Consider the following 24,584-nt stretch of genomic DNA (forward strand, 5'->3'; position numbering starts at 1 on the left):
CCTTGCTCCAGATATATTGTCGCCACCGACTCTGCGCCTGCTGCGCGGGCGAGCGGGAGCAAGCGCTCTCGCCACGGGTCGCGTGACGTGACAATGAATTCCGACCCTTTTGGTCGGAATTGGTTATTTTTTGTGCTATATTCCGCGCCCGCGAATTTCCCTGTGAATCAACGCGTCCCTATCCAAGCCAACACCGGTCATCGACATGCAAGCAGCCAAGCCGTTATTTGACTATCCCAAGTACTGGGCCGAATGTTTCGGGCCAGCACCATTCCTGCCCATGAGCAGGGAGGAGATGGATCAGCTCGGCTGGGATTCCTGCGACATCATCATCGTCACCGGTGATGCCTACGTCGATCACCCGTCGTTCGGCATGGCGATCATCGGCCGGCTGCTGGAGTCCCAGGGCTTTCGCGTCGGGATCATCGCCCAGCCCAACTGGCAGTCCAAAGACGACTTCATGAAGCTCGGCGAGCCGAACCTGTTCTTCGGTGTCGCTGCCGGCAACATGGACTCGATGATCAATCGCTACACCGCCGACAAGAAAATCCGCTCCGACGACGCCTACACCCCCGGTGGCCTGGCGGGCAAACGCCCGGATCGTGCGAGCCTGGTCTACAGCCAGCGCTGCAAGGAAGCCTACAAGCACGTGCCCATCGTTCTCGGCGGCATTGAAGCGTCCCTGCGCCGCATCGCCCACTACGACTACTGGCAGGACCGGGTGCGCAACTCGATCCTGATCGACGCCAGCGCCGATATCCTGCTCTACGGCAACGCCGAGCGAGCCATTGTCGAAGTGGCCCAGCGCCTGTCCTACGGCCACAAGATCGAAGACATCACCGACGTGCGCGGCACCGCCTTCATCCGCCGCGACACGCCCAAGGACTGGTACGAAGTGGACTCCACCCGTATCGACCGCCCGGGCAAGATCGACAAGATCATCAACCCCTACGTCAATACCCAGGACACCCAGGCCTGCGCCATCGAGCAGGAAAAGGGCCCGGTGGACGATCCCCAGGAAGCCAAGGTGGTGCAGATCCTTGCCAGCCCGCGCATGACCCGGGACAAGACCGTGATCCGCCTGCCGTCCATGGAGAAGGTGCGCAACGACCCGGTCCTGTATGCCCACGCCAACCGTGTGCTGCACCTGGAAACCAACCCGGGCAACGCCCGCGCCCTGGTGCAGAAGCATGGCGAAGTGGACGTGTGGTTCAACCCGCCGCCCATTCCCATGACCACCGAGGAAATGGACTACGTGTTCGGCATGCCTTATCAGCGCATTCCGCACCCGGCCTATGGCAAGGAAAAGATCCCGGCCTACGACATGATCCGTTTCTCGGTGAACATCATGCGCGGCTGCTTCGGCGGTTGTACTTTCTGCTCCATCACCGAGCACGAAGGGCGGATCATCCAGAACCGTTCCGAAGAGTCGATCATTCGCGAGATCGAAGAAATTCGCGACAAGGTTCCAGGTTTTACCGGGGTCATTTCCGACCTCGGCGGCCCGACCGCGAACATGTACCGCATCGCCTGCAAGAGCCCGGAAATCGAATCCGCGTGCCGCAAGCCGTCCTGCGTGTTCCCGGGCATCTGTCCGAACCTGAACACCGACCATTCGTCGCTGATCCAGCTGTATCGCAGCGCCCGTGCCTTGCCCGGGGTGAAGAAGATCCTCATCGCCTCCGGCCTGCGCTACGACCTCGCGGTCGAGTCGCCGGAGTACGTCAAGGAGCTGGTGACCCACCACGTGGGCGGCTACTTGAAGATCGCCCCGGAACACACCGAGGAAGGTCCGCTCAATCAGATGATGAAGCCGGGCATTGGTACCTACGACCGCTTCAAGCGGATGTTCGAGAAATACTCCAAGGAAGCGGGCAAGGAGCAGTACCTGATTCCGTACTTCATCGCCGCCCACCCGGGCACCACCGATGAAGACATGATGAACCTGGCCCTGTGGCTCAAGGGCAACGGCTTTCGCGCGGACCAGGTACAGGCGTTCTACCCGTCTCCGATGGCCACCGCCACGGCCATGTACCACTCGGGCAAGAACCCGCTGCGCAAGGTCACCTACAAGAGCGACGGCGTGACCATCGTCAAGAGCGAGGAGCAGCGCCGCCTGCACAAGGCGTTCCTGCGCTACCACGATCCGAAGGGCTGGCCGATGCTGCGCGAGGCTCTGCTGCGCATGGGCCGTGGCGACCTGATCGGTCCGGGCAAGAACCAGCTGATTCCGACCCACCAGCCGGCTACCGACAGCTACCAGAGTGCCCGTCGCAAGAATTCGACACCGGCCGGCAGCCACAAGGTGGCCAAGGAAACCAAGATCCTTACCCAGCACACCGGGCTGCCTCCTCGCGGCAGCGACGGCGGCAATGCCTGGGACAAGCGCGAACAGGCCAAGGCTGCGGCGTTTGCCCGCAACAAGCAGGCGGCCAAGGAGCGCGCCGATGCGGCCAAGGGCAAAGGCAAGAAGCCGACCCGCAAGCCGGTAGTGCCGCGCTAAACCCCACAAAACGCCAGCCACCGAGCTGGCGTTTTGCTTTTATGGAGATCGATTTTTTTACCGGCGGGCGAGCAACAAACGGTCAGGGCTTTGTTAAGGTTGCCGGGCTTGCATTGCCGCGATGCCTGGCTGGCTCATGGCTACCAGGCAGATTCACATCGTCAGACCAAGGATGAACCGCGTGACCAGCCCACTAGACGGAGTGATCAGGGACCTCAGCCTGACCCAGGTTCTTGCCCGCCAACGGATCGAAAGCCAGATCAACCTGCCGCGTCTGTTTGCTGCCATCGACACCGATCCCTCGATTGCCGGTGCCGGGGTGGTGTACATCGATGCCGACTTCAATGTCGTGACCCTGCGCGAATTCAGGCCGATCTGCAGCATTGTGCCCAAGCGGGTGATCTTGCGCGAAGCCAAGCGCTACATCGCGCCCCAGCAGTTCGTCGACCAGGTGAAGAACAACCCGCGCGAATCGCGGCTGGCCACTGAATCCTTCAACACCACCCTGGCCTGCACGGCCGCAGTGATCGGCTGGCTGGTGGTGTTCAGCGGCAGCATCGCCGTGCCCTTCACCGCCGGTGCCAGTGTCTGGGTGGTAGCGCTTGGGGCCTCGGCGGCGATGGCCGGCACCGCTCAGTGCGTGATTGGCGGCGCGCGGGTGATCAACGAGATCCAGGACCCGGCGGCCAACGACCGCATGGACGATGCCGAGTGGTACAACATAGTCACGCCGATTCTCGATGGCATTTCCCTGGTGGGTGTCGGCGGTTCGGCGCTGACCACTCTCAGGCTGCTCAAGGCCAGCAAGGCGGCGAACACCGGCAAAAGCTGGATGCAGTTGCTCAAGGGGCTCAACCGCCAGGAACGGGCCAAGCTGACCAAGGAACTGTTGACCCTGCGGGACCCGAGCCTGACCTCCAAGCTGCTGAAGCTGCAACAGCGTGCCGGTGCGTTGCCCAGGCGCTATTCGTCGACGCAGATCCGCCACGCCACCCTGACCCAGATGCAGGATGCTCTGGGCGCTGCCCTGAGTACCAGCGGGAGTATCAGCTCCGGCAATCTTGGCCAGGTGAAAACCCTTGCGGTGGGGCTCTACGAGGAGTTCGACGAGTGATAGATGGCGGCCGCATGAGAGACTTCCTAGTACGTTATTTCCCGACCTTCATGCTCACCGTGCTGCTGGGCTGCTTCAGTGCCTCGCTCCTGCTGTCCCTGGCCGGCACCACTTATTGGCGCGCCATGGCACCGCCCCAGCGCGACGAATACCTGCTGTTTGGCCTGTTGGTACTGATCCCGCTGCTGGTGCTGGGCAACCTGCTGATAGTGCGTGGCATTTCCCGCGCGGTATGGTTGGTGGCCGGCTACTTTGTCGCCTGCCTGCTTGGGGTGGTGCCGATGTTTCAGTATCACCCGCACCAGGGGGTGTACCTGTTCGGCGTGTTGCTGCCGCTGCTCGGGCTGTTGCTGCTCAACAGCAAGCGGCACCGGGAAATGCGCGAACGGCTGCTGCAGATCCGCCAGCAGCGCCAGCGCTTCAAGCAGCAGCGCAAGCACGGCTGATTCGTCGCCTGCCTTCTGGCGCATTTATGTGCAATTGCCTGCACCGGGATGCATCGATTGCGCGGTTTTGGTGCTGTACTGCCCAGGGTCGCTGAACAACTCCATGGACTTGCGCGCTGGCATAAGTCTTGCGCAGGTTCTCCCACCGTTCAGGCTCGCAGGAGGCACGCCGTGTCGATTCATGTCGCATTGCACCATGTCACGCACTATCGCTACGACCGCGCCGTCGAACTGGGCCCGCAGATCGTTCGCCTGCGCCCGGCGGCCCACAGCCGCACGCGAATTCTCTCCTATGCGCTGAAGGTCCAGCCCGAGCAGCATTTCATCAATTGGCAGCAGGACCCGCAGGGCAATTACCTGGCGCGCCTGGTGTTCCCGGAAAAAACCAGCGAGCTGCGGATCGAAGTCGACCTGCTGGCGGAAATGGCGGTGTTCAACCCGTTCGATTTCTTCCTCGAGCCCTACGCCGAGCAGATTCCCTTCGCTTATGCCGCCGATGAACAGCGCGAGCTGGCGCCCTACCTGGAAACCCTGCCCCTGACGCCGAGGTTCCAGGCTTACCTGGACGCCATTTCGCGCTCACCGCTGCCGGCGGTGGATTTCCTGGTGGGCCTGAACCAGCGGTTGAGTGCCGACATCGCCTACCTGATCCGCATGGAGCCCGGGGTGCAGACTCCGGAGCAGACCCTGCTCAACGCCTCCGGCTCCTGCCGGGACTCGGCCTGGCTGCTGGTGCAATTGCTGCGCAACCTGGGGTTGGCGGCGCGCTTTGTCTCCGGCTACCTGATCCAGCTGACGGCGGACGTCAAATCCCTGGATGGCCCCTCCGGCACCGAGGTGGACTTCACCGACCTGCATGCCTGGTGCGAGGTGTACCTGCCGGGCGCCGGCTGGATCGGCCTGGATGCCACGTCCGGGCTGTTCGCCGGGGAAGGGCATATTCCCCTGGCCTGCAGCCCCGACCCCTCTTCAGCGGCGCCCATCACCGGGCTGGTGGAGCCCTGTGAATGCGAATTCAGCCATGAGATGAGTGTGGAGCGCATCTGGGAAGCGCCCCGGGTGACCAAGCCCTACACCGACGAGCAATGGCTGGCGATCCAGGCCCTGGGCCGGCAGATCGATGTCGACCTGCTGGAGGCGGATGTGCGCCTGACCATGGGCGGCGAACCGACTTTCGTCGCCATCGACGATCCCGATGGCCCGGAGTGGAACACGGCAGCCCTGGGGGCGAACAAGCGCCGCCTGGCCGGCGAGCTGTTCCAGCGCCTGCGCCAGCACTATGCGCCCCAGGGCCTGGTGCACTTCGGCCAGGGCAAGTGGTACCCGGGAGAGCAACTGCCGCGCTGGTCGCTGAATTGCCACTGGCGTCGCGACGGTGTACCGGTGTGGCGCAACAACGCGCTGATTGCCGACGAGCATGAAGATTACGCCGCCGATGCGCTGTTGGCCGGACGTTTTCTGGCCAGTGTCGCCGAGCGTCTGAAGCTGCCTGCGCGTTTTGTGTTTCCCGCCTACGAGGACAATTTCTACTACCTGTGGCGCGAAGGCAGCCTGCCGCTGAATGTCAGCGCCGAGGATTCGCGGCTGGAGGATGCCCTGGAGCGGCAGCGCCTGCGCAAGGTTTTCAGCCAGGGGCTGGACAAGGTCATCGGCCAGGTCCTGCCCTTGGCCCGTACCGCCAAGGGCGACCAGTGGCAGAGCGGGCGCTGGTACTTGCGCGATAGCCATTGCCGGCTGGTACCGGGTGATTCGCCCCTGGGCTATCGCTTGCCCCTGGCGTCCCAGCCCTGGGTGACCGCGGCGGAGTATCCGTTCATTCATGCCACCGATCCGAACCAGGATTTTCCCGAACTGGCGGGCGCGGCTCAGCTGGCAGCGATTGATGAGCCGGCAGTGGCGGACGAGCGGGTGCCCCAGATGGACGAGTCCGCCGACTGGCTGACCCGTACCGCGCTCTGCGCCGAGGCGCGCGAGGGACGGTTGTACCTGTTCATGCCGCCCCTGGAGCGTCTGGAAGATTACCTGCAACTGGTCAGCGTGATCGAGGCCACGGCCGAGGAGCTGCGCTGCCCGGTCTTGCTGGAGGGCTACGAGCCGCCGGCGGACCCGCGCCTGTGCAACTTCCGGGTGACCCCGGACCCGGGGGTGATTGAAGTCAACGTGCAGCCCTCGGTCAGTTGGGACGAGTTGGTGGAGCGCACCGAGTTTCTCTATGAGCAGGCCCGGCAGACGCGCCTGACCAGCGAGAAGTTCATGATCGATGGGCGCCACACCGGCACCGGCGGCGGCAACCATTTTGTCCTTGGCGGAGCCACCCCGGCCGACTCGCCGTTCCTGCGGCGCCCCGACCTGCTGCGCAGCCTGATCAGTTACTGGCACAACCACCCGTCGCTGTCCTACCTGTTTTCCGGGTTGTTCATCGGCCCCACGTCCCAGGCACCGAGGGTCGACGAGGCACGCAATGACGCGCTGTACGAGCTGGAGATTGCCTTCGCGCAGATGCCGGCTCCCGGCCAGGAGTGCGCGCCCTGGTTGGTGGACCGCCTGCTGCGCAACCTGTTGATCGATGTCACCGGCAACACCCATCGCGCCGAGTTCTGCATCGACAAACTGTATTCGCCGGATGGCGCCACTGGGCGCCTTGGCCTGCTGGAGCTGCGGGCCTTTGAAATGCCGCCCCATGCGCGCATGAGCCTGGCCCAGCAGTTGCTGCTGCGGGCGCTGGTGGCGCGCTTCTGGCGCGAGCCTTACGCGCCGGCCCGGTTGGCGCGCTGGGGCACCGAACTGCACGATCGTTTTCTGTTGCCGCACTTTATCGAACAGGATTTCGCTGATGTATTGGTGGAGCTGAATGCCGCCGGCTACCCGCTGCGGGCCGAATGGTTTGCCGCGCACCTGGAGTTCCGCTTTCCCAAGGTCGGCGATTACGCCGTCAGTGGCATCGAGCTGGAACTGCGCCAGGCCCTGGAGCCCTGGCATGTGCTGGGAGAGGAGGGCGCGGCGGGTGGCACGGTGCGTTATGTCGACTCTTCCCTGGAGCGCCTGCAGGTCAAGGTCGGCGGCCTGGTACCCGAGCGCCATGTGTTGACCTGCAATGGCGTGGCGCTGCCCCTGCATCCCACTGGGCGGGTCGGCGAGTTTGTCGCCGGGGTACGTTACCGCGCCTGGCAGCCGGCCAATTGCCTGCAACCCACTATCCCGGTGCATGCACCGCTGGTGTTCGACCTGCTCGATACCTGGATGCAGCGCTCCCTGGGCGGCTGCCAATACCATGTGGCCCACCCCGGCGGGCGTAATTACGACAGCCTGCCGGTGAATGCCAACGAGGCGGAAAGCCGGCGCATGGCGCGCTTCTTCCGCCTTGGCCATAGCCCGGGAAGCCTGGAGGTGCCGCCAGTGGTGATCAATGCCGAGTTGCCGCTGACCCTGGATTTGCGACGCTTCTAATCCACCTGCGACGCCTGTGAGATAGCCATATCCGGGCGTCATGGCGGTGCGTTAATCTGACTTTCCCTGCCGTCTGCCGAGTGTTCCATGCCTGACTTGCTAGACCGTTACCCGCTGACGGCGGGTACCTACCACGAGTTGCTGGATGACCAGGGCCAGGTCCGGGCGCACTGGCAGCGGCTGCTGGAACAGTTGCAGCGCAGCAGCCCCGGTCAACTGGCCCAGCGCCAGGCGCTGCTGACCCGGCAGATCCACGAGAACGGCGTCACCTACAACGTCTATGCCGACCCCAAGGGCGCCGACCGGCCCTGGGAACTGGACCTGTTGCCCCATGTGATCGCAGCGGATGAATGGCAGTTGCTGTCCACCGGAATCGCCCAGCGCGCTCGCCTGCTCAATGCCGTGCTGGCGGACCTGTATGGCCCGCAGCGGTTGATCCGCGAAGGGCTGTTGCCGGCGGAACTGGTGTTCGGCCACAACAATTTCCTCTGGCCATGCCAGGGCATCTGCCCGCCGGAACAGACCTTCCTGCACCTGTATGCCGTGGACCTGGCACGCAGCCCGGACGGGCGCTGGTGGGTCACCGCCGACCGTACCCAGGCGCCCTCCGGAGCCGGCTATGCCCTGGAGAACCGCATGAGCGTGTCCCGGGCGTTCCCCGACCTGTACCGCGACCTGCAAGTGCAGCACCTGGCCGGGTTCTTCCGCACCCTGCAGGAAACCCTGGCCCGCCAGGCACCCCGGGACAGCGAAGCGCCGCTGGTGGTGCTGCTGACGCCAGGGCGGTTCAACGAGAGCTATTTCGAGCACCTGTACCTGGCGCGACAGCTTGGCTACCCGCTGGTGGAGGGCGGCGACCTGACCGTGCGTGATGCCACGGTGTACCTCAAGACTCTCAGCGGCCTGCGCCGGGTGCACGCCATCATGCGTCGCCTGGACGACGATTTCTGCGATCCGCTGGAGTTGCGCACCGACTCGGCCCTGGGGGTTCCCGGGCTGCTGGACGCGGTGCGCCAGGGCCGGGTGCTGGTGGCCAACGCCCTGGGCAGCGGGGTGCTGGAGTCCCCCGGCCTGCTGGGCTTCCTGCCGAAGATCAGCCAGTTTCTGCTGGGCGAGGAACTGCTTCTGCCGTCCATCGCTACCTGGTGGTGCGGCGAGGCCCCGGTGCTGCAGCAGGCCCTGGAAAAACTCCCGGATCTGCTGGTCAAGCCGGCCTTCGCTTCCCAGAGCTTCACCCCGGTGCTGGGCCGCGACCTGGACCCCGAGCAACGCCGGCAATTGGCTGAGCGCATGCGGGCGCGGCCCTATGCCTATGTCGCCCAGGAATTGCCGCAACTGTCCCAGGCGCCGGTCTGGCAGGCCGAGAACGGGCAGCTGCAGCCCCGTGCCATCGGCATGCGGGTGTACGCGGTGGCCAGCGAGGACGGCTACCGGGTGCTGCCCGGAGGCCTGACCCGGGTCGCTGCCCAGGCCGGTGCCGAAGTGGTGTCGATGCAGCGCGGTGGCGCCAGCAAGGACACCTGGGTGCTGGGGGAGCGGGCGCCCAGCGGCGAGCAGTGGAAGGCCCAGCGCACCATCGGCGTGTATGACCTGGTGCGCCGCGATCCCTACCTGCCGTCGCGGGTGGTGGAAAACCTGTTCTGGTTCGGCCGTTATTGCGAGCGCTGTGACGACAGTGCGCGGCTGCTGCGGATCATGCTGGCGCGCTATGTCGACGGCGATGACCCTCAAGCCTTGCTGGCCGCGGTGGACCTGGGAGAAAGCCTGATGCTGCTGCCGGATGAGGGCGAGCTGCCCGAGCGCCTGCTGGCGGCCCTGTTGGGTGAGGACTGGTCCTTCAGCCTGCGCTCCAACCTGCAACGCTTGCAGTGGGCGGCTTCCCAGGTACGCGGCAAGCTGTCCCGGGAAAACTGGCAGGCCCTGGTGGAGCTGCAGCGCGAGGCCCAGGAGCTGGACACTCCGGAGCCGGATTTCGCCGAACTGCTGGATTTTCTCAACCGCCTGGTGATGTCCCTGGCGGCGCTCTCCGGGTTCGCCCTGGACGACATGACTCGCGACGAAGGCTGGCGCTTCCTGATGATTGGCCGGCGCATCGAGCGCCTGCAGTTCCTCAGCAGCAGCCTCGCGGCCTTCCTGCGGGGCACCGCGGCCTTCGACCAGGCCGGCCTGGACTGGCTGCTGGAGCTGGGTAACAGCAGCATCACCTACCGGTCGCGCTACCTGGCGGTGGCGCAGTTGATTCCGGTCCTCGACCTGTTGCTGCTGGATGAACAGAACCCCCACGCCGTGTTGTTCCAGCTCAAGCTGGTGACCCGCACCCTCAAGCGCCTCAACGATGATTTCGGCGTGCCCCGCGAGCTGGCGCTGCCGCGGCTGGTGGAGCGCCTGGCGCATTTCGACCTGGGCTGCCTGGAGAACTCGCTGTTCGGCGAGGTCAGTGTGCGCGCCGCAGTAGAGGGCCTGGCGGACCTGCTGCAGGAGATCGCCGAGGTCAGCGGGCAGGTTTCGGACCGCCTGGCGCTGCGGCATTTCGCCCATGTGGATGATGTCAGCCAGCAAACGGTGTCGGTCTGATGAGCGCGCGCTACCAGGTGTTCCACGACACCCACTACCGCTACGACAGCCCGGTGTCCCTGGCCCAGCAACTGGCGCACCTGTGGCCCCGGGCCTGTGCCTGGCAACTGTGCAGCGAGCGGCAATTGCTGATCAGCCCCGACCCTACCAGCCGTCGTGACGAGCAGGATGTATTCGGCAACCCGCTGACCCGCCTGGCCTTCGAGCGGCCCCATGACGAATTGCTGGTCAATGCCCAGCTCAGTGTCGAGGTGCTGGAGCGGCCGGCGCTGGATTTTGCCGCGTCACTGCCCTGGGATGCCGCCCGCGGCGCCCTGGCCTACAGCGGCCAGCCCTTGTCCGAGGCGTTGCTGGACGCCTGTCGCTACCGTTTCGAATCGCCCTATGTGCATCTGAAGCAGAGTTTTGTCGAGTTCTGCGCCAGTTGCTTCGTACCGGGGCGGCCGCTGTTGCAGGGCGCCCAGGCGTTGATGGAGAAGATCTTCAGTGAGTTCACTTTCGACGCCGAAGCCACCCAGGTGGCGACGCCGCTGGTGGAGGTGCTGGAACGCCGGCGCGGGGTGTGCCAGGACTTCGCCCACCTGATGCTGGCCTGCCTGCGCTCGCGAGGGCTGGCGGCGCGCTATGTCAGTGGCTACCTGCTGACCCAGCCACCGCCGGGGCAGCCGCGGCTGATCGGCGCCGATGCTTCCCATGCCTGGGTTTCAGTGTTTTGCCCGGTGCTGGGCTGGGTGGATTTCGACCCGACCAACAACGTGCAGCCGGCGCTGGAGCACATCACCCTGGCCTGGGGCCGGGATTTTTCCGATGTGTCGCCGTTGCGTGGGGTGATTCTGGGAGGGGGCAGCCATGACCCGGATGTTCGGGTCACCGTCATGCCCCTGGCATGACACTGCCATCTCCGACCTTGCAGGAGCCGGCTTGCCAGCGATGGGGCCTGCGGATATTGCGTAGGGCTGGAGAGCGCTTTTGCTGGCCAGCCAGCTCCTACGGGGCAGGTCAGGCCTGGGGGGCCTCGGGCTCGGCGTCGTCGACGCTCACTTCACCTTCTGCATCCGGGTTCAGTGCGCTGGTTTCTTCCGCGGCGGCTTTCTTGCGTTGCAGCTTTTCCTCTTTCTTCTGTTCCTTGGCCAAGTCACGTTGACGTTTGGCGAAGGAGTAGTTGGGTTTGGCCATGGGCGATCCTCTGGGGTCGAAGGTGAGGTTGAGCGGCGCGTATTCTGCCTGTTATCGGGGCCGGGTGGTTAGCTGGGTTTGCCTTCGGCCCATTTGTCCGGGACCGTCGGTTGCCAGGCGTCCAGCGCATCCAGCAGGCCGGCCGGCGACTCGCTCATTTGCAGCATGTCACGGTGCGGGGCACGGACGAAGCCTTCGCCGACGATATGATCGAGAAAACCGCTGAGTTTTTCGTAGAAGCCATTCACTTCCAGCAGGCCGAGCGGCTTGTGGTGGTAGCCCAACTGGCCCCAGGTCCAGACTTCGAACAGTTCTTCCAGGGTTCCCAGGCCGCCGGGCAGGGCGATGAAGGCGTCGCTGAGCTCGGCCATGCGCGCCTTGCGGGCGTGCATGCCGTCCACCACTTCCAGGCGGGTCAGGCCGCGATGGCCGATTTCCTTGTCCTTCAGGCTTTGCGGAATGATCCCGATGACTTCGCCCCCGGCCGCCAGGGCCGCGTCGGCGACGATGCCCATCAGCCCTACCGCGCCGCCGCCATACACCAGGGTCAGCCTACGCTCGGCGATGGCCCGGCCCAGGGCCTGGGCGGCTTCACGATAGAGAGGGTTGGCGCCGGTGCTGGCGCCACAGAATACACAGACAGAAGTTAACGACATGCCTTACTCCGAGGTCATTGATGGCCTCAGAGTAAAGGCTCGCCGGCCTCGCTCCAAGTATTAAACCTCCCGTTGCGGGGTTTCATGGGTACCGCTGGCGCCACAGGCGTAGGCGGCGAGCAAGCTGCGAAACAGGCTGTTCAACGGCATGAGGGTGACTCCGATCAGGGACGATGGCGTGATTCTAGAAGCGTGCCATGCCGCTGGCCGGTTGATTGTCTTGATCAGGTCGATAGCAGAGAGTTGTATACAATTTTTTGATGCAAATCATAGGAACTTGCGAGAAATTCAGGCAGTCTTCCGTCCCATGGATTCAGATGGATTTTGTTAACCCTGCCTTGGAGATTCACCATGTTTGCCAAACTCGTTGCGGTATCCCTGTTGACACTGGCCAGCAGCCAACTGATGGCCGCCGAATGCAAGGTCGATGTCGACTCTACCGACCAGATGTCCTTCAACACTAAGGAAATCACCATCGACAAGAGCTGCAAGACCTTCACCGTGAACCTGACCCACTCCGGCAGCCTGCCGAAGAACGTCATGGGCCACAACTGGGTACTGAGCAAGACCGCAGACATGGCTGGCATCGCCACCGACGGCATGGCCGCCGGCATCGACAAGAGCTACCTGAAGGAAGGCGACACCCGCGTCATCGCCCACACCAAGATCATCGGTGCCGGCGAGAAAGATTCGGTGACCTTCGACGTATCGAAGCTGACCGCTGGCGAAAGCTACCAGTTCTTCTGCTCGTTCCCAGGCCACAACTCGATGATGAAAGGCGCTGTGGTCCTGAAGTAAGCATCAGGCCCGGCTGCAACAAGAAAGCGCCCCCAGGGGCGCTTTTTTTGTGTGCATCCGTAGGAGCGGGCTTGCCCGCGAAGAGGCCCTCGAGCCTTGTGCAGCACAAGCGGCCTTTTCGCCGGCAAGCCGGCACCTACAGAGCGAGGCGGGTCATGGGGCGAAGGGCATGACGCGTTTGTGATGGGTCTTGCGGTAGGTGTCGCAGATGATCTTGAAGGCTTCCTCACGTACCGGCTGGCCATGCAGGAAGGCGTCGATCTCGGCGTAGGTGACGCCGTGGGACGCTTCGTCCGGCTTGCCCGGCGACAGGTCTTCGAGGTCGGCGGTAGGGACCTTTTCCACCAGGGATTCCGGGGCACCGAAGTGGCGGGCAATGGAGCGCACTTGGTTTTTCACCAGGCCGCTCAGGGGCGCCAGGTCGCAGGCGCCGTCACCGAACTTGGTAAAGAAACCCATCACCGCTTCGGCGGCGTGGTCGGTACCTATCACCAGGCCATGGGCGGCGCCGGCGATGGTGTACTGGGCCACCATGCGCATCCGCGCCTTGGTGTTGCCGAGGACGAAATCCCGGGACACCGCGTGCTGCCCCTCGAAGGCCGCCACTTCGTCGGCCAGGGCCCTGACCGCCGGGCCGATGTTCACGGTGTGGCGTTCGTCAGGGTTGATGAAGTCCACCGAGGCCTGGGCATCGTGCTCGTCGAACTGGGTCTCATAGGGCAGGCGCACGGCAATGAAGCGGTAGCGATCGTCCCCGCTGCGTTCGCGCAATTCACGCATCGCCCGTTGGGCCAGCAGGCCGGCGGTCAGGGAGTCGACACCGCCGCTGATGCCCAGGACCAGGGACTTGAGCCCGGAATTGACCAGGCAGTCCTGGATGAAGCGGATGCGCCGGGCGATTTCTGCCTCAAGGGCGGCGTGGTCGGGAAAAGGTGCTTGGACCTTGAGCTGCTGCGCAATCTCACGCTGTACGGCTTGCATGATTCACTCCTTGCCAGGTTGGGCAGGTACTTGGAAAACGTGGCGCAAGTAAGCGACGAAGTTCGGATCCTTGCAATGGGTCTTGCCCGCTTCATCGGAGATCTTGGCGACGGGCTGGCCATTGCAGGCAGCCATTTTAAGCACGATGCTCATCGGCTCGACACCGGGAATGTCACAGGTCAGGTTGGTGCCGATGCCGAAGCTGACATTGATCCGCCCCCGCAGCGCACGGAATATTTCCAGGGCGCGCGGCAGGCTCAGGCTGTCGGAGAACACCAGGGTCTTGCTCATCGGATCGATGCCCAGCTTGTGGTAGTGGGCAATGGCCTTTTCTGCCCAGAGGATCGGGTCGCCGGAGTCGTGGCGCAGGCCGTCGAACAGCTTGGCGAAGAACAGGTCGAAATCGCCGAGGAAGGCATCGGTGGTGATGCAGTCCGTCAGGGCGATGCCCAGCAAGCCACGGTATTCGCGGACCCAGCAGTCGAGGGCGGCGATCTGGCTGTCGATCAGCCGCGGCCCCAGTTGCTGGTGGGCCATGATCCATTCGTGGGCCATGGTGCCCAGGGGTTTCATGTTCAGTTCCCGGGACAGGTGCACGTTGCTGGTGCCGACAAAACGTCCGGGGAAATCGTGCTTGAGCACGTTCACTACTTCTTCCTGGACCCGGTAGGAAAAGCGTCGGCGGGTGCCGAAATCCGCCACTTGCAGCTCGGAAAGTTCTTCGCTGCTGGCGTTGGCGGTCAGCCAGTCGAACTTGCGGTACAGCTGCTCGCGGGCCTGGACCAGCTGGATCTCGCGATAGCGGTAGCGGTTGCGCACCTCGCTGATGATGGCCAGCATCGGCACTTCGAACAGGATCACGTGCAGCCAGGGGCCGCGCAGGCGGATAAACAGCTCGCCGTCCTCGATGCCGGTATGCACGTAGCGCAGGTTGAAGCGAAACAGCCCGAGAAAGCGCAGGAAATCCGGCTTGAGGAAGCTGATCCGTTCGAGAAAGCCCAACTGGTCGGCGCTCAGGCTCAGATCCGCCAGGCGCTCGAACTGGTAGCGGATCTCTGCCAGATAGGGCCGCAGGTCCTCGCTGTTACGGCAACGAAACTCCCATTCCACCTCGACGTTGGGGTAGTTGTGCAGCACCGCCTGCATCATGGTCAGTTTGTAGAAGTCGGTGTCGAGCAGGTTCTGCACGATGCGATCGGCAAACACACTCTCGCTCATAACGGGAATCTCCATGCTGGCCGCGACGGACAAGTGCGGCATTCAGCTCTTTCAATGAAGGCGCTAGTGGCGCATAGACGCGCAGCGCTTTGCCAGTGTTTTTTGTGGCGGGCCATTCTCCGGCCGTAGGAGCTGGCTTGCCAGCGAACGGATCTTCAGTCTTGAGCAGGGCTCAAGGGCCCCATCGCCGGCAAACCGGCTCCTACGGGAGGGGCGAGTCGTTGTGTTCGAGCATCCAGCGCACGAAGTCCCGGACCTTGGGCACTTCCGCCGAGTGTTCGGGGTAGGCCAGGTAATAGGCGTCCTGGCTGGGCATGGCGTATTCCCAGGCGATCACCAGCTTGCCTTCAGCCAGTTCTTCTTCCACCAGAAAACGTGGCAGCAGGGCGACCCCGCAGCCGACCTGGGCCGCACGGATGCACATATAGAAGGTTTCGAAGCGTGGGCCGTGGTAGCTGTGCTCGGTCTGGTAGCCCTGTTGGTCGAACCATTCGTGCCAGCCCTGGGGCCGTGAAGCGTTTTGCAACAGCACCAGTTCAGTGAGTTGCCTGGGGTCGGTCAAGGGCTCGGCGGGCAGGCTGTCAGGGGCGCAGACCGCCACCAGCTCTTCGCTGAACAGCTTCAGGCTCTCGGTGCCGGGGCGTGAACCCTGGCCGAAGTAGAAGGCCAGGTCGGCATGGCCCTGGAGCAGTTCGTCAGGCTCTTGCTCATTGCACAGGTCCAGGTGGATGTGCGGGTGGCGCAGTCGCCAGCCCTTGAGGCGCGGCACCAGCCAGCGGGCGCCAAAAGTGTAAGGCGTGGAGACTCGTAGGACTTCGGTCTCGCCGCCGTAGGAACGCAGGTAATGGGTAGACATCTCCACCTGGGTGAGGATCTTGCGCACCTCCACCAAGTACAGGTCGCCGGCCGGAGTCAGTTGCAGGCGCCGCCGTACCCGACGAAACAGCAGGTGTTGCAGCAGCTCTTCCAGTTGCGCCACTTGCTTGCTCACCGCGCTCTGGGTCAGGTTGAGCTCTTCGGCCGCACGGGTGAAGCTCAGGTGCCGGGTCACGGCCTCGAAGCACTGCAGGGCGGTAATCGACGGCAAGTAGCGTTTGTTGAGCATGGGTGGTCCTTGTTCTTATGGGTGCCAGCGAGCGGCTCAGCATGAATAAACGGAATGATATCTCGCTTAAAGGTCGTTTGTTGGCAAGTCTCGGGCCAGCTACAACTACTAGCCTTGATGGCCGTCGCAGCGGCCTGGTTCTTTCGCTTTCATCTGTAAGGAGTAACCCCATGGTTGCCGCATTGCTTGATCGTCTGGGTGTCAACCCGGCCCTGTACCAGTCGGGCACCCAGCCTGTGCACTCGCCCATCGACGGCAGCCGGATCGCTGCGGTGAACTGGCAGGGTGCCGCCGAGGTGGAGCAGCAGGTCAGTCGCGCAGAGCATGCATTCGCCCTGTGGCGCAAGGTGCCGGCACCCCGTCGCGGCGAGCTGGTGCGGCAATTCGGCGAGGTGCTGCGCGAGTACAAGGCCGACCTGGGGGAGCTGGTTTCCTGGGAAGCCGGCAAGATCACCCAGGAAGGCCTGGGGGAAGTGCAGGAAATGATCGACATCTGCGACTTCGCCGTCGGCCTATCGCGCCAGCTCTACGGCCTGACCATCGCCTCCGAGCGCCCGGGCCATCACATGCGTGAAACCTGGCATCCCCTGGGGGTTGTCGGGGTGATCAGCGCCTTCAACTTCCCGGTAGCGGTCTGGGCCTGGAACACCACCCTGGCGCTGGTCTGCGGCAACCCGGTGATCTGGAAACCCTCGGAAAAGACCCCGCTCACCGCCCTGGCCTGCCAGGCGCTGCTGGAGCGCGTGTTGAAGAACTTCCAGGATGCTCCCGAATACCTGAGCCAGGTGATCATCGGCGGCCGTGATGCCGGTGCCGCCCTGGTGGACGATCCGCGGGTGGCCCTGATCAGCGCCACCGGCAGTACCCGTATGGGCCGCGAAGTGGCGCCGAAAGTGGCCGCACGTTTTGCCCGCAGCATTCTCGAACTGGGGGGCAACAATGCCATGATTCTCGGCCCCAGCGCCGACCTGGACATGGCGGTGCGCGCCATCCTGTTCAGCGCCGTGGGTACCGCCGGCCAGCGTTGCACCACCCTGCGTCGCCTGATTGCCCACGAGTCGGTGAAAGAGGAAATCATCAGCCGCCTCAAGACGGCCTATTCCAAGGTGCGCATCGGCCATCCGCTGGAAGGCAACCTGATCGGCCCGCTGATCGACAAGCACAGTTTCGAGGCCATGCAGGATGCCCTGGAGCAGGCCCTGAGCGAGGGCGGCCGGGTCTTCGGCGGCCAGCGCCAGTTGCAGGACCAGTTCCCCAACGCCTACTACGTGTCGCCGGCCATCGTCGAAATGCCCGAGCAGAGCGAGGTGGTGTGCAGCGAAACCTTCGCGCCGATCCTCTATGTGATCGGCTACAACGACTTCGAAGAAGCGCTGCGCCTGAACAACGCCGTGCCTCAGGGCCTGTCGTCCTGCATCTTCACCACCGACGTGCGTGAGGCCGAGCAGTTCATGTCGGCGGTGGGCAGCGACTGCGGCATCGCCAACGTCAACATCGGCCCCAGCGGCGCAGAGATCGGCGGCGCCTTCGGCGGCGAGAAGGAAACCGGCGGCGGTCGCGAATCCGGCTCCGATGCCTGGCGCGGCTACATGCGGCGCCAGACCAACACCGTCAACTACTCCCGGGAGCTGCCGCTGGCCCAGGGCATCACCTTCGATTGAGTCTTTTCGCGAGCACGCTCGCTCCTACGGGGAGGTTTGTAGGAGCCAGCTTGCTGGCGAACAGCGGCAAGTGCGTTTCAGCGTCTGTGGTTCGTTGATTTCGGAGTCTGGCAATGGCGCTACAAGAACAATGTCTGTGGGAAACACTCACCCCGCAACGGCCTGACAGGGCGCCGCTCAAGGGCGAGCTGACGGCGGATGTGTGCATCATCGGCGCCGGCTTCACCGGGCTGTCGGCCGCCGTGCATTTGCTGGAGCAGGGCAAGCGGGTCTGTGTGGTCGAAGCCCACCGCGCGGGGCACGGCGGTTCAGGGCGCAACGTCGGGCTGGTGAACGCCGGCATGTGGATCCCGCCGGACGAGATCGAGGCCGGTTTCGGCGAGCAGGTGGGCAGCCAGCTCAACCGCATGCTCGGCGCGGCGCCGTCATTGGTGTTCAGCCTGGTGGACAAGTACCACATCGATTGCCAGTTGCGCCGCGAAGGCACTTTGCACATGGCCCACAACGCCCGGGGCGAGGCCGATCTGCGCAGCCGTGAAGAACAGTGGAAACGTCGCGGGGCCCCCGTGGAGTTGCTGACCGGCGCGGCGTGCGAGGCGGCCACCGGCACTCGCAAGATTGCCGCGGCCCTGCTCGACCGGCGGGCGGGAACCCTCAACCCCATGGCTTACGTCAGCGGCCTGGCCAGGGCGGCGACGGAATTGGGCGGGCGTCTGTTCGACCATTCCCCGGTCACCCGCCTGGAGCGCCAGGGCCAGCGCTGGTCGGTGCAGACCGAGCAGGGCTCGGTGCTGGCCGAGCAGGTGGTGATCGCCTCCAACGCCTACACCGAAGGCGACTGGACCGAGCTGCGGCGCAACTTCTTCCCCGGCTACTACTACCAGGTGGCTTCCGCGCCCCTGACCGAAGAAGCGGCGCAGCAGATCCTGCCCGGGGGCCAGGGCTCCTGGGATACCCGACAGGTGCTCAGCAGCATCCGCCGGGATGCCGAGGGCCGCCTGTTGCTGGGCAGCCTGGGCAATGGCAGCCAGAAGCCCTTGTGGTTCCTCAAGGCCTGGGCCGACCGCGTACAGCAGCATTACTTCCCGTACCTCAAGCCGGTGGAGTGGGAATGCACCTGGACCGGCTGCATCGCCTTCACCCCCGACCACCTGATGCGCCTGTTCGAGCCGGCCCCGGGCCTGGTGGCTGTCACCGGTTACAACGGCCGGGGCGTGACCACCGGAACCGTGGTGGGCAAGGCCTTCGCCGACTACCTGTGCAACGGCGACCCCCAGGCCCTGCCGATCCCCTTCGCAGCCATGCAGCCCCTGGCCGGCGTGGGCTTGCGCAGTTGCCTGTACGAAGCCGGCTTCTCCCTCTACCACGCGGGCCAGTGCCTGCGAATTGTGATCTGAACAAGGAAATAGCGGGCGGCCGACGACGCTTTTCGATGCAGCGACTAGCCTGTAATGGTGCGGCTCGTAGCAGTCTCGCACCAGCAGTGTGCAGTTCGGTGACGCGAGCTGTTACAGCAGGGTTGCACGTTGAATTGTGTCGCGGTTGCAATGATGGCACGCATGGGTTGCGCCCATTAAAAAGCAGGGTTTTACCTTCCGCGGTTTAGACGGTTGCACGCCCAATAAAAAAGGGCTCGAAACAGTCGAAATAACAATAAGACAGCGACTTTTTTCAGAATAAAAAACCACTGGCACGGCGCTTGCTCTGAGCAACCTTAGTGAAGTCGCAGTGCCAACTAAAAAAACCTTGGAGCACCACCTCATGTCCCAGACGTTTTACAAGAAAGGCTTTCTGGCCCTCGCAGTGGCAACTGCGCTGGGTGTTTCTGCGTTTGCTCAAGCCGACCTGAAGATCGGTGTAGCGGGTCCCATGACAGGCGCCAACGCGGCATTTGGCGAGCAGTACATGAAGGGTGCACAGGCAGCGGCTGACGAGATCAACGCCAAGGGCGGGGTCAACGGCGAGAAGATCGTCCTGGTCAAGGGCGATGACGCCTGTGAACCCAAGCAGGCGGTGGCAGTGGCCAACCGCCTGGTGGACCAGGACAAGGTGGCCGGCGTGGTCGGGCACTTCTGCTCCTCGTCGACCATTCCGGCTTCCGAGGTGTACAGCGACGCCGGTGTGATTGCCATCACCCCGGGCTCCACCAACCCCCAGGTCACCGAGCGTGGCCTCTCCGCGATGTTCCGCATGTGCGGGCGTGACGACCAGCAGGGCATCGTCGCCGGTGACTACATCATCGATGTGCTCAAGGGCAAGAAAGTCGTGGTGCTGCACGACAAGGACACCTACGGCCAGGGCCTGGCGGATGCCACCAAGGCACAGTTGACCAAGCGCGGCGTGACCCCGGTGCTGTACGAGGGCCTGACCCGTGGCGAGAAAGACTTCAGCGCCGTGGTGACCAAGATCCGCGCCGCCGGCGCCGACGTGGTGTACTTCGGCGGCCTGCATCCGGAAGCCGGTCCGCTGGTACGCCAACTGCGCGAGCAGGGCCTGAAGGACGTCAAGTTCATGTCCGACGACGGCATCGTTACCGACGAATTGGTGACCACCGCCGGTGGCCCGCAATACGTTGACGGCGTGTACATGACCTTCGGCGCCGACCCGCGCCTGCTGCCAGACAGCAAGGCCGTGGTGGATGCCTTCCGCAAGGCCGGCACCGAGCCAGAGGGCTATACCCTGTACGCTTATGCCTCGATCCAGGCCCTGGCGGCCGGCTTCGGCGGCGCCAAGTCCAACAAGGGCGAAGATGCGGCCAAATGGCTCAAGGCCAATCCGGTGAAAACCGTGATGGGCGAGAAGTCCTGGGACGCCAAGGGTGACCTCAAGGTTTCCGACTACGTGGTCTATCAGTGGGACAAGGACGGCAAGTACCACCAGCTGGAAAAACAGAAGTGACATGAGTCCGAACGGGCCGGTACCACCCCCTGGTACCGGTCCCTGCTCGTGCAGTACTTGCCTTTTCTCGTAGAGCTGCACAACGGACGTGTTGCGCAGACGGGTGATCCCTGTCCGGCGTCGACGGCCTGTGCAGTCTCTCAAGTCCGTGAGATTGCGTTATGGATGGTATTTTCCTGCAGCAACTGATCAATGGGCTGACCCTCGGGTCCGTCTACGGTCTGATCGCCATCGGCTACACAATGGTCTATGGCATCATCGGCATGATCAACTTCGCCCACGGCGAGGTTTACATGATTTCCGCCTACCTCGCGGCAATCAGTCTGGCTCTGCTGGCCTATTTCGGCATTGAATCCTTCCCGCTACTCATTCTCGGCACGCTGATCTTCACCGTCGTGGTGACGGGGATCTATGGCTGGGTCATCGAGCGCGTGGCCTACAAACCCCTGCGCAACTCCACCCGCCTGGCGCCGCTGATCAGCGCCATCGGCATTTCGCTGATCCTGCAGAACTACGCGCAGATCAGCCAGGGCGCCAAGCAGCAAGGGGTTCCGACCCTGCTGGCCGGGGCCTGGAAAGTCGATATCGGCACAGGCTTCGTGCAGCTTACCTACACCAAGATCTTCATCCTGGTGGCGGCGTTCGCCGGCATGGCACTGCTCACCTACATCATCAAGTACACCAAGCTCGGGCGTATGTGCCGGGCCACCCAGCAAGACCGCAAGATGGCCTCGATCCTCGGCATCAACACCGACCGGGTGATCTCCTACGTGTTCGTCATCGGCGCGGCCATGGCGGCCCTGGCCGGGGTGCTGATCACCATGAACTACGGCACGTTCGACTTCTATGCCGGCTTCGTCATCGGCATCAAGGCGTTCACCGCGGCGGTACTCGGCGGCATCGGCTCGTTGCCTGGGGCGATGCTCGGCGGGATCATCCTCGGCATCTCCGAGTCGCTGTTCTCCGGCTTGATCAACTCCGACTACAAAGACGTGTTCAGTTTCTCGCTGCTGGTGCTGATCCTGATCTTCCGTCCCCAAGGCCTGCTGGGTCGCCCACTCGTGGCGAAGGTGTAAGTATGTCTGCTGCCAATAAACCGATTGATATCAAAAAGAGCGTCATCGACGCCGTGCTGGCCGGGCTGATCTCGCTGATCGTGTTTGGCCCCATCGTGGGTGTGGTGCTCGATGGCTACAGTTTCAACCTGCAGCCGACTCGCGTGGCCTGGCTGGTAGCCATTGTCATGGCCGGCCGGCTGGCCCTGAGCCTGTTCCTGCAAACCCCCAAGGGCCTGAAGATTCTCCAGGGCTTTGAAAGCACCGGCTCCGGCGTGCATGTGCTGGCGCCGGACTACAAGTCGCGGCTGCGCTGGATCATCCCGGCCCTGATCGTGATCGCCATCGTGTTTCCGTTCTTCGCCAACAAGTACCTGCTGACCGTGGTCATTCTCGGGTTGATCTACGTACTGCTGGGCCTGGGGCTGAACATCGTGGTGGGGCTGGCGGGCCTGCTGGACCTGGGCTACGTGGCGTTCTACGCCATCGGCGCCTACGGCCTGGCCCTGGGTTACCAGTACCTGGGCCTGGGCTTCTGGACCGTGCTGCCCCTGGCGGCGATTGCCGCGGCCCTGGCGGGGTGCATATTGGGCTTCCCGGTGCTGAGGATGCACGGCGACTACCTGGCCATCGTGACCCTGGGCTTCGGCGAGATCATCCGCCTGGTGCTCAATAACTGGCTGTCCTTCACCGGTGGCCCCAACGGCATGCCGGTACCGTCGCCGACTTTCCTGGGCCTGGAGTTCGGCCGCAAGGCCAAGGACGGCGGGGTGCCGTTTCATGAGTTCTTCGGCCTGGAATACAACCCCAACCTGAAATTCCTGTTCATCTACATCGTGCTGTTCCTGGTGGTGCTGCTGGTGCTCTACATCAAGCACCGGCTGACCCGCATGCCCGTGGGGCGGGCCTGGGAAGCCCTGCGTGAAGACGAGATCGCCTGCCGCGCCATGGGCCTGAACCATGTGCTGGTCAAACTCTCGGCCTTCACCATCGGTGCTTCCACCGCCGGCCTGGCCGGGGTGTTCTTCGCCAGCTACCAGGGCTTCGTCAACCCGTCGTCGTTCACCTTCTTCGAATCGGCGCTGATCCTGGCCATCGTGGTGCTGGGGGGCATGGGCTCGACGGTGGGTGTGGTGATCGCGGCCTTCGTGCTGACTGTGGCGCCGGAGTTGCTGCGCAGCTTCTCCGAGTACCGGGTGCTGCTGTTCGGCATTCTCATGGTGTTGATGATGATCTGGCGACCGCGAGGGCTGATCCGCATCAGCCGTACTGGCGTCACTCCACGCAAAGGTGCTCTGACTGAGGGGAACGCGCCATGAGCGAATACATTCTTTCGGTCGAAAACCTGATGATGCACTTCGGTGGCATCAAGGCCCTCAGCGACGTCAGCCTGAAGGTCAAGCGCAACTCGATCTTCGCCCTGATCGGCCCCAACGGCGCCGGCAAGACCACGGTGTTCAACTGCCTGACCGGCTTCTACAAGGCCTCCGGCGGGCGCATCGAGCTCAATACCCGGGGCCGGCAGACCAACGTCATCAAGCTCCTGGGCGAGCCCTTTCGCGCCACCGACTTCGTCTCGCCGAAAAGCTTCGCCAGCCGCCTGTACTACAAGATGTTCGGCGGCACCCACCTGGTGAACCGCGCCGGGCTGGCGCGGACCTTCCAGAACATTCGCCTGTTCAAGGAAATGTCCGTGGTGGAAAACCTGCTGGTGGCCCAGCACATGTGGGTCAACCGCAACCTGCTGGCGGGCATCCTCAACACCAAGGGCTACCGCAAGGCGGAAAGCGCCGCCCTGGACCATGCCTTCTACTGGCTGGAGGTGGTGGACCTGGTGGACTGCGCCAACCGCCTGGCCGGCGAGCTGTCCTACGGCCAGCAACGGCGCCTGGAGATCGCCCGGGCCATGTGTACCCGGCCGCAGATCATCTGCCTCGACGAGCCCGCCGCCGGCCTCAACCCCCAGGAAACCGAAGCGCTGAGCGCAATGATCCGGCTGCTGCGCGACGAGCACGACCTGACCGTGGTGCTGATCGAACACGACATGGGCATGGTGATGAGTATTTCCGACCACATCGTGGTGCTCGACCACGGCAACGTGATCGCCGAGGGCGGCCCGGAGGCGATCCGCAATGATCCGAAAGTGATTGCCGCCTACCTGGGTGCCGACGAAGAGGAACTGGCATGACTCAACCTATCCTCGAACTCAAGGACCTGGACGTGTACTACGGCCCGATCCAGGCCCTGAAGAAAGTCTCGCTGCACATCAACGAAGGGGAAACCGTGAGCCTGATCGGCTCCAACGGCGCCGGCAAGTCGACCCTGCTGATGTCGATCTTCGGCCAGCCCCGGGCGGAGTCCGGGCAGATTCTCTATCGCGGTGTGGACATCACCCACAAGTCGTCCCACTACATCGCCTCCAACGGCATCGCCCAGTCCCCGGAAGGGCGTCGGGTGTTCCCCGACATGACCGTGGAGGAAAACCTGCTGATGGGCACCATCCCGATTGGCGACAAGTACGCCAATGAGGACATGCAGCGCATGTTCGAGCTGTTTCCCCGCCTCAAGGAACGGCGTACCCAGCGGGCCATGACCATGTCTGGCGGCGAGCAGCAGATGCTGGCCATTGCCCGGGCATTGATGAGCCGGCCCAAGTTGCTGCTGCTGGATGAGCCGAGCCTGGGCCTGGCGCCGATCGTGGTGAAGCAGATCTTCGCCACCTTGAGGGAGTTGGCGGCCACCGGCATGACCATCTTCCTGGTGGAGCAGAACGCCAACCACGCGCTGAAGCTCTCGGACCGCGCCTACGTGATGGTCAACGGCGAGATCCGCCTGAGCGGCACCGGCAAGGAACTGCTGGTCAACGAGGAGGTGCGCAACGCCTACCTGGGCGGCCACTGACCGTCCGCTCTGTGGATAAAGCATGCCCCGCCGGCCCGCGCCGCCGGGGCA

Annotated in this window: 19 protein-coding genes; 14 read left to right on the forward strand and 5 right to left on the reverse strand. The window is 63.8% G+C overall.

Features of this window, described 5'->3' with window-relative positions:
• Window positions 1-205: 205 nt before the first annotated feature.
• The 6 genes from AC1RGE_RS27555 to AC1RGE_RS27580 all read left to right on the forward strand — a co-directional run bounded on the left by AC1RGE_RS27555 (window position 206) and on the right by AC1RGE_RS27580 (window position 10,974).
• A complete protein-coding gene (locus AC1RGE_RS27555) occupies window positions 206-2,503 on the forward strand; it encodes a YgiQ family radical SAM protein (RefSeq protein WP_011058952.1) in 2,298 nt (765 codons plus the stop codon).
• A 172-nt stretch (window positions 2,504-2,675) separates the two neighbouring features.
• Window positions 2,676-3,617: an Ssp4 family T6SS effector gene (gene ssp4 / locus AC1RGE_RS27560; protein ID WP_186355319.1), complete on the forward strand. Its 942-nt coding sequence runs from the start codon at window positions 2,676-2,678 to the stop codon at window positions 3,615-3,617.
• Window positions 3,614-4,063 (forward strand): hypothetical protein, encoded by a 450-nt coding sequence (locus AC1RGE_RS27565; protein ID WP_492585366.1) that lies wholly within the window; start codon window positions 3,614-3,616, stop codon window positions 4,061-4,063. Before ssp4 ends, AC1RGE_RS27565 begins: the two co-directional genes overlap by 4 nt.
• Window positions 4,064-4,234: 171 nt before the next feature.
• A complete protein-coding gene (locus tag AC1RGE_RS27570; protein ID WP_492585368.1) occupies window positions 4,235-7,510 on the forward strand; it encodes a transglutaminase family protein in 3,276 nt (1,091 codons plus the stop codon).
• Window positions 7,511-7,597: 87 nt separating this feature from the next.
• On the forward strand, window positions 7,598-10,084 hold the full coding sequence (locus AC1RGE_RS27575; RefSeq protein ID WP_015633945.1) for a circularly permuted type 2 ATP-grasp protein: 2,487 nt from the start codon (window positions 7,598-7,600) through the stop codon (window positions 10,082-10,084).
• A complete protein-coding gene (locus AC1RGE_RS27580; RefSeq protein ID WP_492585370.1) occupies window positions 10,084-10,974 on the forward strand; it encodes a transglutaminase family protein in 891 nt (296 codons plus the stop codon). Before AC1RGE_RS27575 ends, AC1RGE_RS27580 begins: the two co-directional genes overlap by 1 nt.
• 109 nt (window positions 10,975-11,083) lie before the next feature.
• On the opposite strand, the gene AC1RGE_RS27585 is transcribed toward AC1RGE_RS27580, so the two are convergent.
• Together AC1RGE_RS27585 and AC1RGE_RS27590 are read right to left on the reverse strand one after the other, a co-directional pair.
• Window positions 11,084-11,260, reverse strand: a complete 177-nt coding sequence (locus tag AC1RGE_RS27585) for a hypothetical protein (RefSeq protein ID WP_011058958.1) — start codon at window positions 11,258-11,260, stop codon at window positions 11,084-11,086.
• A 68-nt stretch (window positions 11,261-11,328) separates the two neighbouring features.
• The gene (locus tag AC1RGE_RS27590) at window positions 11,329-11,916 is read right to left on the reverse strand and encodes a cytokinin riboside 5'-monophosphate phosphoribohydrolase (RefSeq protein WP_011058959.1); all 588 of its coding nucleotides are present in this window, start codon (window positions 11,914-11,916) and stop codon (window positions 11,329-11,331) included.
• A gap of 351 nt (window positions 11,917-12,267) precedes the next feature.
• Here AC1RGE_RS27590 and azu point away from each other — a divergent pair, with 351 nt between their 5' ends.
• Entirely contained in the window at window positions 12,268-12,714 is a 447-nt protein-coding gene (azu, locus tag AC1RGE_RS27595) for an azurin (protein ID WP_011058960.1), read from the forward strand.
• 153 nt (window positions 12,715-12,867) lie between these two features.
• On the opposite strand, the gene nadE is transcribed toward azu, so the two are convergent.
• The 3 genes from nadE to AC1RGE_RS27610 all read right to left on the reverse strand — a co-directional run bounded on the left by nadE (window position 12,868) and on the right by AC1RGE_RS27610 (window position 16,018).
• Window positions 12,868-13,695 carry an NAD(+) synthase gene (gene nadE, locus AC1RGE_RS27600; protein ID WP_492585372.1) on the reverse strand — a complete coding sequence of 276 codons (828 nt, stop codon included), beginning with the start codon at window positions 13,693-13,695 and terminating at the stop codon, window positions 12,868-12,870.
• Window positions 13,696-13,698: 3 nt separating this feature from the next.
• Complete coding sequence (gene pncB, locus AC1RGE_RS27605; protein ID WP_011058962.1) at window positions 13,699-14,913, reverse strand: nicotinate phosphoribosyltransferase; 1,215 nt, start codon at window positions 14,911-14,913, stop codon at window positions 13,699-13,701.
• Window positions 14,914-15,115: 202 nt separating this feature from the next.
• On the reverse strand, window positions 15,116-16,018 hold the full coding sequence (locus AC1RGE_RS27610; protein ID WP_015633948.1) for a LysR family transcriptional regulator: 903 nt from the start codon (window positions 16,016-16,018) through the stop codon (window positions 15,116-15,118).
• A gap of 170 nt (window positions 16,019-16,188) precedes the next feature.
• Here AC1RGE_RS27610 and amaB point away from each other — a divergent pair, with 170 nt between their 5' ends.
• The 7 genes from amaB (at window position 16,189) to AC1RGE_RS27645 (ending at window position 24,533) form a co-directional block, all read left to right on the forward strand.
• Window positions 16,189-17,679: an L-piperidine-6-carboxylate dehydrogenase gene (amaB, locus tag AC1RGE_RS27615; protein ID WP_011058964.1), complete on the forward strand. Its 1,491-nt coding sequence runs from the start codon at window positions 16,189-16,191 to the stop codon at window positions 17,677-17,679.
• Between the two features lie 113 nt (window positions 17,680-17,792).
• Window positions 17,793-19,076, forward strand: a complete 1,284-nt coding sequence (gene amaA / locus AC1RGE_RS27620; RefSeq protein WP_053148791.1) for an L-pipecolate oxidase — start codon at window positions 17,793-17,795, stop codon at window positions 19,074-19,076.
• A gap of 364 nt (window positions 19,077-19,440) precedes the next feature.
• Complete coding sequence (locus AC1RGE_RS27625) at window positions 19,441-20,577, forward strand: branched-chain amino acid ABC transporter substrate-binding protein (protein WP_011058966.1); 1,137 nt, start codon at window positions 19,441-19,443, stop codon at window positions 20,575-20,577.
• A 161-nt stretch (window positions 20,578-20,738) separates the two neighbouring features.
• Entirely contained in the window at window positions 20,739-21,653 is a 915-nt protein-coding gene (locus tag AC1RGE_RS27630) for an ABC transporter permease subunit (protein ID WP_011058967.1), read from the forward strand.
• Between the two features lie 2 nt (window positions 21,654-21,655).
• Window positions 21,656-22,951 carry a high-affinity branched-chain amino acid ABC transporter permease LivM gene (gene livM / locus AC1RGE_RS27635; RefSeq protein ID WP_011058968.1) on the forward strand — a complete coding sequence of 432 codons (1,296 nt, stop codon included), beginning with the start codon at window positions 21,656-21,658 and terminating at the stop codon, window positions 22,949-22,951.
• On the forward strand, window positions 22,948-23,820 hold the full coding sequence (locus AC1RGE_RS27640; protein WP_011058969.1) for an ATP-binding cassette domain-containing protein: 873 nt from the start codon (window positions 22,948-22,950) through the stop codon (window positions 23,818-23,820). The genes livM and AC1RGE_RS27640 overlap by 4 nt, the downstream gene beginning before the upstream one ends.
• A complete protein-coding gene (locus tag AC1RGE_RS27645; protein ID WP_011058970.1) occupies window positions 23,817-24,533 on the forward strand; it encodes an ABC transporter ATP-binding protein in 717 nt (238 codons plus the stop codon). The genes AC1RGE_RS27640 and AC1RGE_RS27645 overlap by 4 nt, the downstream gene beginning before the upstream one ends.
• The last annotated feature ends 51 nt before the right edge of the window (window positions 24,534-24,584 follow it).

The organism is Pseudomonas sp. GW823-FHT02C05 (genome assembly GCF_058797595.1).